The sequence below is a fragment of the Ureibacillus sp. FSL W8-0352 genome, from assembly GCF_038004345.1.
In the GTDB taxonomy this organism is placed as follows: domain Bacteria; phylum Bacillota; class Bacilli; order Bacillales_A; family Planococcaceae; genus Ureibacillus; species Ureibacillus thermosphaericus.
In genome coordinates this window covers 162,479-174,624 of the sequence record NZ_JBBOQT010000001.1, presented here as the reverse complement: position 1 = coordinate 174,624, position 12,146 = coordinate 162,479, and the positions used below count along the sequence as shown (strand labels likewise).

Genomic DNA, 12,146 nt, shown 5'->3' with positions numbered 1-12,146 from the left:
TGGGTCCTTCCCTTCATTAACTAACAAAATGCAACAAGTTGAATAATGGTAATACAAACAATAAACTATCGAATCGATCTAGTATTCCACCATGTCCAGGAAGAAGTTTTCCTGAATCTTTTACATCATAATGTCTTTTAATAGCAGATTCTACTAAATCACCTAATTGTCCAAAAATAGAGCTTACAATCGTTACAAGTATTAGTATAAACCAAGGTTTTTCAAAGGGGTAAATAAATTGCATAACACAGGCAGATACAACCGCTATCAAAATCCCTCCGAAAAATCCTTCAACCGTCTTATTAGGTGAAATTTCTGGCCATAGCTTGTTTTTCCCAAATTTTCTACCAGTAAAATATGCCCCTGAATCAGTAGACCAAACTACAAGTAAAGCAAAAATAATAAATTGTAACCCTGCATCTCTCGTTTCAATTAAATAATAAAATCCGATTCCTATATACAAAGCTGACAGTAGGACAAATCCAATTTCATCGAATGTAAAATGATTTTTTACAATGACAGAATGAATTAATAATAAAAGTGCAGCAATGACAAGAAATTCTAATTTCGAATAAGATGTGATATCTTGGATTTTTGCCGCAAAATGATCAGGCATTAATAGCATATATACGGTAAGTAACCCAATTAAGCCTGGAACTGAGAAAATAGCCATCTTTTTCATGCGTAGTAGTTCGAACATTCCAACTGTAGCCATTGCGTAAACTAATAGAGTAAACGGGAGATTACCATATAATACAAACGGGATGAAAAAAGCTGCTGCTACTACACCCGTTATAATACGTTGCTTCAATACATTTCTTCTCCTTTCAATCCACCATAGCGACGATTTCTTTTTTGATAGGCTTGAATTGCTTCTAAGAAAGTTTCCTCATTAAAATCTGGCCATAGCGTATCCGTAAACCAAAACTCAGTATAGGCTAATTGCCAAAGCATAAAATTGCTTAATCGTACTTCTCCGCTTGTACGAATTAATAAATCTGGTTCCGGTAGATGTGATGTCATTAGATATTGGTTCATTGTTTCTTCAGTAATCGAATCAAAATTTAATGTTCCTTCTTGTACATCTATCATCATCTTTTTTATAGCATTCACAATTTCGGCACGGCTGCCATAATTCATCGCAAAATTCAAAATAAGCCCTGTATTATTTTTTGTTTTTTCTAACGCTTTATTTAAAGCTTTTTTTGTATGTTCTGGTAAACCTTCCTTTTCACCAATCATTTGCACGCGAATATTTCGTTCCATGATTTCAGGTAAAAAATCATTAAGAAATTTTTCTGGTAAGCTCATTAAAAATTCTATTTCCGATTTGGGACGCTTCCAGTTTTCTGTTGAAAAGGCATATAGTGTTAACACTTTCACACCTAAATCATCTGCCACACGTGCTATTTTTCTAACAGTTTTCATCCCCTCATGATGTCCAGCGATTCGTGGCATTGCCCGCTTTTTTGCCCAACGTCCATTACCGTCCATGATGATTGCAATATGGGAAGGGATTACTTCAAGATTGACGCTTTCTTCGGCTATTTTTTTCTCACATTTAGTTTTATTAAAAAAATTTTTTAATACCATTTATTCCCCCACCTGACAACGTTTTGGACGTATTCTTATTAATAATATCAAAAACAAATATACGTGTCTTTTATTTCCTTGATAATTATTCGTATTTTTTGTAATGTTTTACTATCATATGTATTTTTTGTTCAATCATATCAATAATAATTGATGGATAAAACATAGATGAGATAAATGAAAATGACGTCCTAGATGAAAGGACGTCACATTCCTACAGAAAGTTCTGTTATAACTGAGTAAGCATTAAATTGCAAGGATTTCTTCTTCTTTTTCTTTTGCCAAATTTTCTACTTTTGCAATAAAATCATCAGTTAATTTTTGAATATCATTTACTTGACCACGTAGTTCGTCTTCCGTAATCTCACCATTTTTCTCCATTTTCTTCAAATCATCATTCGCATCACGACGAACGTTACGAATTGCAACTTTTGCGTCTTCCGCTTCTTTTTTCACGATTTTCACTAATTCTTTGCGACGTTCTTCTGTTAAAGGTGGAATTGTTAAACGGATTACATTTCCATCGTTTGTAGGCGTAATACCAATATCAGATTTTAAAATCGCTTTTTCAATTTCACTTAAAATTGATTTATCATAAGGTGTAATGACAAGGAGTCGTGCTTCTGGAACCGAAATACCAGCAAGTTGGTTAACCGGTGTTGGTACCCCATAATAATCAACAGTGATTCGATCGAGTAATGAAGCGTTTGCTCGACCAGCACGAATTGAAGCAAGTTCGCGGGTAAAGGCAGCAATGGATTTGTTCATTTTTTCCTTCGCTTGTTCATATACATTATTTGACATTATGCATTCCTCCTAACAACTGTCCCAATTTTATCACCTAAAACGGCACGTTTAATATTACCTTTTTCCATAATAGAGAATACTATTAATGGGATGTCGTTGTCCATACATAAAGTGGAAGCAGTGGAATCCATCACTTGTAAACCTTGTTGAATGACATCTAAATAAGTGAGTGTATCATATTTCACTGCATCTTCGTGAGTTTTTGGATCCGCAGAATAAACACCATCGACATTATTTTTCGCCATTAAAATGGCTTCTGCTTCTATTTCTGCAGCTCTTAATGCAGCTGTTGTATCTGTAGAGAAAAATGGATTTCCAGTACCAGCAGCGAAGATTACTACACGTCCTTTTTCAAGATGACGCACTGCTTTTCTACGTATGTAAGGTTCCGCCACTTGGGTCATTACGATTGAAGATTGCACTCGAGTTTCCACGTTGAGTTTTTCTAATGCATCTTGAAGTGCAAGAGAGTTCATCACAGTCGCAAGCATTCCCATATAGTCGGCAGAAGCACGATCCATTCCCATTTCACTTCCTATTTTACCACGCCAGATGTTTCCTCCGCCAACTACAACTGCAACTTCAACACCAAGATCTACAACTTCTTTAATATCTTCAGCAACTGACTTAATGATTTTTGGCGAGATGCCGAATCCTGCTTCTCCTGCCAATGCCTCACCACTAATTTTGATTACAACTCGTTTATACTGCGGCACACTCATAGTAAACCTCCGTTATGTGAATAATGTATTTTCATTTCTGAAAAATAGGGAACACTTAGAGTGCTCCCCATAAAGTTTGTGTATTTATCCTACAATTATTTACCTTTCACTTGGCTCATAACTTCTTCTGCAAAGTTGTCTGCACGTTTTTCAATACCTTCTCCAACTTCATAACGCACGAATGAAGTTACGTTACCGCCAGTAGATTTCACGAAATCGCGTACTTTTTTATCAGAATCTTTAACAAATGCTTGATCAAGTAAGCAAACTTGTTCGAAGAATTTTCCAAGACGACCTTCAACCATTTTTGCCACAATATTTTCTGGTTTACCTTCGTTTAATGCTTGTTCAGTTAACACTTTGCGTTCACGTTCAACTTCTTCCGCAGGTACTTCTTCGCGAGTAATGTATTTTGGATTGATTGCAGCGATATGCATAGCGATATCTTTTGCAGCATCAGCATCTGTTGAACCTTCAAGTACAACTAAAACTCCGATACGTCCACCCATGTGCAAGTAAGAACCGAATGTATCAGCATCTGTTTTAGTTTTCACTTCGAAACGACGAAGAGTGATTTTTTCACCAATTGTTGCAACAGCAGAAGAAATTTGTTCTGCGATGCTAACACCTTCTTCATTTTTTACTTCTAAAGCAGCTTCTAAAGATTCAGGTTTAGCTTTTAATAATTGTGCCGCTAAGCTTTTTACTAATTCTTGGAATTGGCTGTTTTTCGCAACGAAGTCAGTTTCAGCGTTTACTTCTAAAATTACAGCATCGTTACCTTCAGTTAAAATGTAAGTTGTACCTTCCGCAGCGATACGATCAGCTTTTTTACTTGCAGATGATAAACCTTTTTCACGTAGGTAATCGATTGCAGCATCGATATCACCGTTCGTTTCTACAAGGGCTTTTTTACAATCCATCATACCTGCGCCCGTTTTTTCACGAAGTTCTTTTACTAATTGAGCAGTAATTGCCATTGAAAGTTCCTCCTTGGATAATTTATGTTTACTATAAGTTTTAGCCTTTTTATATAATAAGAAACCGTAGTTTCTTAAAAAAAGGTGATAAGTGAAACATCCACTTATCACCCTTTGTAGTAGTGAATTACTCAGCAACTACTTCTTCAGCTGGAGCTTCTGATTCACCTTGTTTAGACTCGATAAGAGCATCTGCCATTTTAGCAGTTAATAATTTTACAGCACGAATCGCATCATCGTTTGCAGGAATTACGTAGTCAATTTCATCTGGATCGCAGTTTGTATCTACAATTCCTACAATCGGAATATTTAATTTACGAGCTTCAGCTACAGCGATACGTTCTTTACGTGGGTCTACTACGAACATTACGTCAGGTAATTCAGTCATTTCACGAATACCGCCAAGGAATTTCACTAAACGTTCATGTTCTTTTTTCAATTTCGTAACTTCTTTTTTAGGAAGAACGTCAAAAATTCCTTCTTCTTCCATTTTCTCAATTTCTTTCATACGAGCAACACGTTTTTTAATTGTGTCGAAGTTTGTTAACGTTCCACCTAACCAACGTTGGTTAATGTAGAAGTTGCCTGAACGTTCAGCTTCCTCTTTAATAGCGTCTTGTGCTTGTTTTTTTGTACCAACAAAAAGAACTTTTCCGCCATTAGCGCCAACTTCACGCATGAACTCGTAAGCTTCTTCTAATTTTTTTACAGTTTTTTGTAAGTCGATAATGTAAATGCCGTTACGTTCAACAAAAATGTATTTTTTCATTTTTGGATTCCAACGGCGAGTTTGGTGTCCGAAATGTACACCAGCTTCAAGTAATTGTTTCATTGAAATTACTGACATGAATTTTCCTCCTAAATATATTGGTTTTGTTCCTCCGCATTTCTCATCTGAATAAGCAACTTAAAAGATTACTTTTAAGCACCACTTATTCATCAAAATGCGTGTGTAATAATCACACCACTTGGTAATATAACACAATCCCTTTTACTGTGCAAGAAATTTTATGAATTGAACTTTAATAAAAGTTCAATTTCCGTTTTTCCTTTTTGCGTAATTTTTGCGATTTCCTCAATCGATTTACCTTCTTGATGAAGAGCAACGATTTTTTCTTTGAGTGTTGGTGATGTCATTTGTAAATTAGTTTCAGTGAGTTTTTGCTGTTTTTCTTCATTTACCGCCTCTTCATTCACCTTCTCTCTATTAGACGTATGAGATTTTTGTTGTTGAATGTAGGCATTTTTTGCAACAGCTTTCGGAATCACTTGCAACTTTTCTATTTTTGGATTCCCATTGTTTTCTTCATTTTTTAATTGAACACTGTCTTTATTAATATGATCAGAAATTTGTTTATTTATTTGTTCATTTGCCATGTTATAGCTTTCATTTGATTGAGGTTTTGATAGCTTTATTAATTCATCAATAAAACGCTCATTTTCTTCCTTCACTTCCAACAAATAGACGCTAATTGCATTTTCCATTTCTTCCATTAATTTATCTTGTCGCAATTCCAAATCTTTAAATTTAGCGATTTTCGCATTTAAAATGAAAATGAGGAAAAAGCTAATCAATTGAGAAATAATCAATAGAATGATGATTATGGTAGTCATAAAATCTCCTATCCGGTAAAATCTATATACTTTCCTTTATATGGATGTTGTACTCTCTGCTGTTCTTGTTGTTGTTTCTTTTGTCCATTGTGATTGTTGGATGATTGTTTTCCTTTTCGTTTTTTTTCTTTTTCTTCTTCAGAAACTTCTGAGATTTTTTCGGTGTCATTCACGCTAAGCTGCTTTCTTTCAATCTCTCTTTTTAACGACTCGTTAGCATGATATTGTTGCTGAACGACGTGCTGTTGATGCTCCCCAACCATTTTCCCAGCGTCAACAGTTTTCGGAATAGCAATTTGTAATTCAACACCTTTTAAACTCATTAGCTCCTCCTAATTTAAGCATTAGCCTCGCTTGATAGCAGTTTTCTCAATTTCAATAACGCTTTTGAGTGAATCTGCGAAATACGAGATGTGGATAAATCTAACATTTCTCCAATTTCCGTCAATGTCATTTCTTCAGAATAAAATAGACTTAATACAAGTTGTTCCTTCTCACTTAACTTTTTAATATTTTCAGCAAGTTCGTCCACTAGTTCTTTATGAAGCGCCTCTTGTTCAGGTGTTCGTGTATTTTCATCTCGAATGACACAAGCTTTCCCATCAGTATCTTCAGAATCTTGCTGCGTTTCGTTTAGAGATAATATATTTGAAAAGAAATGTTCTTGTACTGTTTGATATACTTCTTCGACAGGCATATTCATATGTTCTGCCAGTTCTTCAGGTGTTGCATGGCGCATTAATTTTTGTTCTAATTGTTCAATTGTAGCTTCCATTTTTTTCGCTTTTTCCCTTGCAGTACGAGGTAGCCAATCCTCTTTTCTTAGGCCATCAATAATGGCTCCCCGTACACGAAAAGATGCGTATGTATCAAACTTTAAATCTCTATTAATATCAAATTTATTTAAAGCGTCAAATAGTCCCATCATACCTAAGCTAGTCAAATCATCCCGAGACACATTTTTTGGCAATCCAGTACCTATACGTTGAACATGATAGGACACAAGCGGTATGTATTTTTTTATTAGTAAATTCCCTGCATGCGGATCTCGATCTTTTATCCAGCTATTCCATAATTTTTGTTCATCTAGCTTACTTACCATCGAATCCACCTTTCTTTAACAAACGCTTTTCTTTCCATTATTATACCAAATATAGGTTTAAAAAACACAGCATTCTATAGGACTAAATCATTTACTAACCATTAGAAAATTCCTCTTAATAGATATGAAAAAAGAGCCTAAATTCGGCTCTCTACAATTTATAAAATAGTTCTTAGGTATCTCTTTCTTCTAGCAACCTACGCACGACATCTGCAATTTCTTCTGGATTTTCATCTTGAAAATCATTAGAAGCTCTTCTAAATCTATTATCCATTTCCTCATCCATTATATTTTCACTGTTCTTAGATGCAACTTCTTCAATAAAATCTGCAAAAAGCGCGTCATCGGGTGTATACAAAATATAGCCTATTAAATACCGTATAGCGAACATTACAACAAAGGCAGCGAGTGCAACAATGAATGAAACAAGTAAAATCTGCGAAGGAAATATAGAAATTTGAAACATAATCGCAAAGGTAATGGTAAATGCTATTAAACTACCCCAACAATTATAAAATATAGAGCCATACATCATATTTCGCTCACCCCTTTATTGACTGTTCGAATCATTAATTTACTAGTATCAGGATCAAATTCAATCGTCCTACCGCTATTACCACCTGTATCTTCCGCAATGAGAGGAATCCCCAATTCTTTTAATACTTTTTTCACAGCTTCAACATTGCGAGGACCTATTCTCATCATATTCTTATCTGAAGCAAATTGGAACATTTGGGCTCCACCAGCTATTTTGGCCTTTAACCGATACTTTCGAGCCCCTTCTACTAATAACATCTCTAGTAGACCTTGAATACCAGTATCGGCAAATTTTGCACAATTGATTGTTTCTGAACGGCTTAATGAAGAATCCGGTAACATAATATGAACAAGCCCTGCAACCTTCTTCGTTTCATCATATAAAACGACTCCCACACATGATCCTAGTCCCGAAGTTCGAATCGTATCCGGAGATTTGACTACATCCATTTGGGCAATTCCAACTTTAACTACCTTTCCTTCCTTCGATGCAAACATACTATTCGACCCCTAACGCCTTAAATATTACATTAAAAGACTCAGGGTCAGGTAATAATAAAAAGTGCCCTTTCATTTCTGTATTTTCAAGCCCTTCTTCCGAAATGGATGTATTGATGACAATCACATAGTCGCTTACTTGAGAAATTTCAATGAGGCCAATACTAATGATTGCCCCAAACATATCAATGCTTAAACCAGGTACTGTAGGATACATTTTTAATTGCAAAAAATCAGACAAGGCGGATAGATAAGATCCAGATAATATGTTTCCCATTTCTTGCATTGCGGACATTCCGATGAAAGAGCCATTGGATTGAAAATCGAACTGGTCATCTTGAATGAGATGTTGAATGAACCGATTGGCCTGTTCAATCGGCAATATGAAAAACATGCTTCCTTCTAAATCGCCTTCGATTCGCAAGAAAATACCTACAACTACTTTTTCCGGTCCGCCAGCTAAATTCATCATTTCATTAAATGTAATCATTTCTACTTTTGGGACGCGCATTTCGATTTTTTTCTTTAGCAAATCCGATAAAGCAGTCGCTGCATGAGCTGCACCTATATTTCCAATCTCCTTCAGAATGTCTAAATGCATAGAATTAATTTTAGGATGCCCCATATGAATCCCTACTTTTTTAATATACTATTCAGATTTATTTAATACTTTATCTAAATGTAGCAATATTAATAAACGATTATCAATTTTAGCAACCCCTGAGATGAATGCTTCTTCTATCACACCTACTACTTCTGGTTGAGGTTCAATAGAATTCACTGGAAGATCTATGACATCGTTCGCGGAATCTACTACAAATCCTACTTCCATGTCATCATACTGAACAATGATAATTCTTACGGATTCAGTATTTTCCGATGATGGAAGACCAAAACGTTCACGCAAATCAATAATAGGTGTTACAACTCCGCGCAAATTGATGACACCTTTTACGAACTTTTCTGTTCTTGGTACTCGAGTAATATGCATCATTTTCTCAATACCTTGAACTTGGCTTACAGGAATAGCATATTCCTTATCCATTAATTGGAAAACTATTACTTTTATACTTTCTTGCTCTACTACAGTTGCCATTTACAACACCTCATTTCATGGAATTATTTCATTAACGCATTAATATCAATAATTAACGCTACTTGTCCATTACCTAAAATTGTTGCACCTGAAATGGCAAAAATATTTTTTAAATAGTTGCCTAATGTTTTTAAAACAATTTCTTGTTGGCCAATGAATGAATCAACGACTAAACCAGCTAATTTATCACCTTTTCGAACAATCACAACAGATAAATACTCATCATCATAAATTTCATTGCGCGGTACTTCAAATACTTCATCTAAGAAAATTAACGGAACAACTTTTCCTCGGAAATCAATTACTTTTTGATTATGAGCATTTAAAATCTCAGATTTCTTAATAATTGAAGTTTCGATAATTGATGATAACGGAATCGCATAAATTTCTTTCTCAATTTCTACGAGCATGACAGAAATAATAGATAGTGTTAATGGCAATTGAATGGAGAATTTCGAACCAACATCTTGTTCTGACTCAATAGAAATGCTGCCTCCAAGAGACTGAATCGTTGTTTTTACTACGTCTAAGCCGACACCGCGCCCAGAAACATCCGTTATCTTTTCGGCTGTTGAGAAACCTGATTCAAATATGAGTTCATTAATTTGCTTATCGGTTAATACTAACGCCGATTCTTTCGTCACAATACCTCGATCGATTGCCTTTTTTAATACTTTATCTTTGTTGATTCCAGCTCCGTCATCTTCTATTTCAATAAATACATAATTTCCACTATGATATGCCCGTAAGATGACCGTACCTTCTTCTGGTTTACCTTTTGCTTTTCTCACTTCCGGACTTTCGATACCATGGTCTACAGAATTACGGATTAGGTGAACTAACGGATCGCCAATTTCATCGATTACTGTACGGTCTAGTTCCGTTTCTGCACCGATAATTTCCAGATTTATTTTTTTATTTAAATCTCTGGATAAAGAACGAACCATTTTAGGGAAGCGGTTAAATACCGTTTCAATTGGAATCATGCGCATTGTAAGGACAATATTTTGTAAATCTCCCATCGTACGGCTCATTCGCTCAACTGTTTCTGTTAATTCTGAATGTTTAACATCTGTCGCAATCGATTGTAATCGTCCCCGGTCTATTACTAATTCTTCAAATAGATTCATTAAAATATCAAGGCGCTCGATGCTTACCCGAATCGTTTTTGACTGTGCACTTTGTTTCGTCGCATTCGATTCTTTCTTTAACGGTTCAGATTTTTTCTGCTGTTTTGAAGGTTGTTGTTCAGATTTTTTTGATTCTTGTTGAAGTTGTTCTTTTGAAACCAATTCTTCTTTGCTTGCTTCTTTAATCATTTCTTTCGTCAATGGTATTACTACAACTTTATCAATCTCAGAAACTTTATTAATTTTCTTTTGAATTTCTTCCGCAGAATCTTTCGTAATGAATGTTACTTGGAATGTTTGATCGAACTGTTCTTCCTCAAGCTTTTCAACCGTTGGAAAAGATTTTAATACTTCACCATTTTTTTCCAAAACCTCAAAAACCATGTATACTCGAGCTGCCTTTAATAGACAGTCAGGTCGAAGGGAAACAGTAATTTCATAGACATTAAACCCTTGTTCTTTCGATTGTTGCAATACTGTAACATCGTACTCATCATAAATTAAATATCGGTCAGTAGTAGGTTCTTCCGTGTATACATCTGCTGCCATTTCTTGTTCAGTTGGAGTGCTTGTAGGAATCAGTTGACCTGCTTCAATCGCTTTTAATTTCGATACTATATCGGAAACATCCCGTTTCCCATCACCGCCATTTGCTATATCCACTATCATCGCTTCTAAATGGTCTACCGATTCAAATACAATATCTAATAGATTTGAATCAACAACGATTTTTTCATTTCGAATGGCATCTAGAACGTTTTCCATTTTATGTGTTAAATCCGCTAAGTCTTCAAATCCCATCGTAGCAGCCATTCCTTTTAATGTATGAGCCGAGCGGAAAATCTCATTAACGATGTATAAATCATTCGGATTCTTTTCAAGTTCTAATAATTGATCGCTACAAGCTTGTAAATGTTCTTTACTTTCTTCTATAAACATGTCCAAATATTGCTGATTCATTTCCATTCGAAAACACTCCCTTTATGACAAATATTTCATCATTGTCTCTGAAATTTCATCTAAATTGACTACTTCATCAACTAACTTTGTCTCAACGGCAGCTTTTGGCATACCATAAACGATACAAGTTTCAGCTGATTCAGCAATCGCGATGACATTTCCAGATTTCTTCAATGCCATTAACCCTTTAGAACCGTCATTACCCATCCCAGTCATGATGATTGCAATTTTATCCAATTCATTAAACTGGCTAATATTTTCAAAGAGAACATCAACGCTTGGTCTGTGGCCAGCTCTTGGTGGTTCCTGATTATCTAAAACAATTTGATAATGTTGGCCATTTTTTTCATTTTTAAATGGTAACCACCTGGTGCAATATAAGCTGTTCCTTTTTCAACGATTTCACCCTGTTCAGCTTCCTTCACTCGGATTTTACTAAGATGGTTTAACCTGTCTGCTAATGATTTTGTAAACCCTGGTGGCATATGTTGAACAATTAATATGGGTGCCGATAAGGATTCAGGCAAATTTGTAATCACTTCTTGCAAAGCTCGCGGCCCACCAGTTGATGTACCTATTAATACAATCTTCTCTGAAGTTTTTGTCCAATTTTTATTACTAGTAGATGAAAATTCTGTTACTACTTGCGTTTCATTAGTGTTTAGGGTTGTTTCTTGTTGAATATTGTTTATATAATGTTTTTTTGGATTAATTTGCTTTCTTAATTTTTCAATCGGAATTTTTGAAGCGAGCTCTACTTTTCGAATAAGCTCGTCCTTAACTTTATGTAAATCAAGAGAAATCGTGCCCCCAGGTTTTGTCACAAAATCAACTGCCCCATATTCCATTGCCTGCAATGTTTTCTGAGCACCTTTTTCAGTAAAACTGGATATCATAACGACAGGAACAGGGGAAATTTCCATTATATGCTTTAACGTTTCAATACCATTTAATTCCGGCATTTCAACATCCATTGTGACAACATCTGGGTTTAGTTGTTGAATTTTTTGAATTGCATCCTTTCCATTCCTTGCTGTACCAATTACTTCAATCGATGGATGTTGATGAAAGAAATCACTGATTACTTTCCTCATGAAAGCGGAATCG

At 35.2% G+C, this 12,146-nt stretch carries 14 protein-coding genes and 1 pseudogene; all 15 read right to left on the bottom strand.

The features are described from left to right. Positions 1–16: 16 nt before the first annotated feature. The 15 genes and pseudogenes from NST98_RS00910 to NST98_RS00840 all read right to left on the bottom strand — a co-directional run bounded on the left by NST98_RS00910 (position 17) and on the right by NST98_RS00840 (position 12,133). Positions 17–811, bottom strand: a complete 795-nt coding sequence (locus tag NST98_RS00910; RefSeq protein ID WP_096550679.1) for a phosphatidate cytidylyltransferase — start codon at positions 809–811, stop codon at positions 17–19. Continuing rightward, the gene (locus NST98_RS00905; RefSeq protein WP_340714142.1) at positions 808–1,593 is read right to left on the bottom strand and encodes an isoprenyl transferase; all 786 of its coding nucleotides are present in this window, start codon (positions 1,591–1,593) and stop codon (positions 808–810) included. The genes NST98_RS00910 and NST98_RS00905 overlap by 4 nt, the downstream gene beginning before the upstream one ends. A gap of 246 nt (positions 1,594–1,839) precedes the next feature. Next, entirely contained in the window at positions 1,840–2,397 is a 558-nt protein-coding gene (gene frr, locus NST98_RS00900; RefSeq protein WP_016836789.1) for a ribosome recycling factor, read from the bottom strand. Beyond that, on the bottom strand, positions 2,397–3,122 hold the full coding sequence (gene pyrH, locus NST98_RS00895; protein ID WP_016836788.1) for a UMP kinase: 726 nt from the start codon (positions 3,120–3,122) through the stop codon (positions 2,397–2,399). Before pyrH ends, frr begins: the two co-directional genes overlap by 1 nt. A 95-nt stretch (positions 3,123–3,217) precedes the next feature. Next, positions 3,218–4,102 carry a translation elongation factor Ts gene (gene tsf, locus NST98_RS00890; protein ID WP_340714141.1) on the bottom strand — a complete coding sequence of 295 codons (885 nt, stop codon included), beginning with the start codon at positions 4,100–4,102 and terminating at the stop codon, positions 3,218–3,220. A 127-nt stretch (positions 4,103–4,229) separates the two neighbouring features. Next, the gene (gene rpsB, locus NST98_RS00885; protein WP_016836786.1) at positions 4,230–4,949 is read right to left on the bottom strand and encodes a 30S ribosomal protein S2; all 720 of its coding nucleotides are present in this window, start codon (positions 4,947–4,949) and stop codon (positions 4,230–4,232) included. A 161-nt stretch (positions 4,950–5,110) separates the two neighbouring features. After that, on the bottom strand, positions 5,111–5,716 hold the full coding sequence (locus tag NST98_RS00880; protein ID WP_340714140.1) for a hypothetical protein: 606 nt from the start codon (positions 5,714–5,716) through the stop codon (positions 5,111–5,113). An 8-nt stretch (positions 5,717–5,724) separates the two neighbouring features. Next, complete coding sequence (locus NST98_RS00875; protein ID WP_340714139.1) at positions 5,725–6,039, bottom strand: RNA polymerase subunit sigma; 315 nt, start codon at positions 6,037–6,039, stop codon at positions 5,725–5,727. A 14-nt stretch (positions 6,040–6,053) separates the two neighbouring features. After that, on the bottom strand, positions 6,054–6,818 hold the full coding sequence (locus tag NST98_RS00870; RefSeq protein ID WP_096550672.1) for a FliA/WhiG family RNA polymerase sigma factor: 765 nt from the start codon (positions 6,816–6,818) through the stop codon (positions 6,054–6,056). 172 nt (positions 6,819–6,990) lie between these two features. Continuing rightward, positions 6,991–7,353, bottom strand: coding sequence for a hypothetical protein (locus tag NST98_RS00865; protein ID WP_340714138.1), 363 nt, complete (start codon positions 7,351–7,353; stop codon positions 6,991–6,993). After that, positions 7,350–7,853: a chemotaxis protein CheD gene (locus NST98_RS00860; protein ID WP_340714137.1), complete on the bottom strand. Its 504-nt coding sequence runs from the start codon at positions 7,851–7,853 to the stop codon at positions 7,350–7,352. Before NST98_RS00860 ends, NST98_RS00865 begins: the two co-directional genes overlap by 4 nt. Before the next feature lies 1 nt (position 7,854). Further along, positions 7,855–8,478, bottom strand: a complete 624-nt coding sequence (locus NST98_RS00855) for a chemotaxis protein CheC (RefSeq protein WP_340714136.1) — start codon at positions 8,476–8,478, stop codon at positions 7,855–7,857. A 24-nt stretch (positions 8,479–8,502) separates the two neighbouring features. Continuing rightward, positions 8,503–8,949, bottom strand: a complete 447-nt coding sequence (locus NST98_RS00850; RefSeq protein ID WP_340714135.1) for a chemotaxis protein CheW — start codon at positions 8,947–8,949, stop codon at positions 8,503–8,505. Between the two features lie 23 nt (positions 8,950–8,972). Then, a complete protein-coding gene (locus NST98_RS00845) occupies positions 8,973–11,045 on the bottom strand; it encodes a chemotaxis protein CheA (RefSeq protein WP_340714134.1) in 2,073 nt (690 codons plus the stop codon). Between the two features lie 15 nt (positions 11,046–11,060). Then, positions 11,061–12,133, bottom strand: a pseudogene (locus tag NST98_RS00840) (protein-glutamate methylesterase/protein-glutamine glutaminase). Positions 12,134–12,146 lie beyond the last annotated feature (13 nt).

Excerpts from the sequence above, each read along its gene's own strand:
- NST98_RS00905 (WP_340714142.1), bottom strand. The coding sequence starts at position 1,593 with ATGGTATTAAAAAATTTTTTTAATAAAACTAAATGTGAGAAAAAAATA.
- frr (WP_016836789.1), bottom strand. The coding sequence starts at position 2,397 with ATGTCAAATAATGTATATGAACAAGCGAAGGAAAAAATGAACAAATCC.
- pyrH (WP_016836788.1), bottom strand. The coding sequence starts at position 3,122 with ATGAGTGTGCCGCAGTATAAACGAGTTGTAATCAAAATTAGTGGTGAG.
- tsf (WP_340714141.1), bottom strand. The coding sequence starts at position 4,102 with ATGGCAATTACTGCTCAATTAGTAAAAGAACTTCGTGAAAAAACGGGC.
- rpsB (WP_016836786.1), bottom strand. The coding sequence starts at position 4,949 with ATGTCAGTAATTTCAATGAAACAATTACTTGAAGCTGGTGTACATTTC.
- NST98_RS00880 (WP_340714140.1), bottom strand. The coding sequence starts at position 5,716 with ATGACTACCATAATCATCATTCTATTGATTATTTCTCAATTGATTAGC.
- NST98_RS00875 (WP_340714139.1), bottom strand. The coding sequence starts at position 6,039 with ATGAGTTTAAAAGGTGTTGAATTACAAATTGCTATTCCGAAAACTGTT.
- NST98_RS00870 (WP_096550672.1), bottom strand. The coding sequence starts at position 6,818 with ATGGTAAGTAAGCTAGATGAACAAAAATTATGGAATAGCTGGATAAAA.
- NST98_RS00865 (WP_340714138.1), bottom strand. The coding sequence starts at position 7,353 with ATGATGTATGGCTCTATATTTTATAATTGTTGGGGTAGTTTAATAGCA.
- NST98_RS00860 (WP_340714137.1), bottom strand. The coding sequence starts at position 7,853 with ATGTTTGCATCGAAGGAAGGAAAGGTAGTTAAAGTTGGAATTGCCCAA.
- NST98_RS00855 (WP_340714136.1), bottom strand. The coding sequence starts at position 8,478 with ATGGGGCATCCTAAAATTAATTCTATGCATTTAGACATTCTGAAGGAG.
- NST98_RS00850 (WP_340714135.1), bottom strand. The coding sequence starts at position 8,949 with ATGGCAACTGTAGTAGAGCAAGAAAGTATAAAAGTAATAGTTTTCCAA.
- NST98_RS00845 (WP_340714134.1), bottom strand. The coding sequence starts at position 11,045 with ATGGAAATGAATCAGCAATATTTGGACATGTTTATAGAAGAAAGTAAA.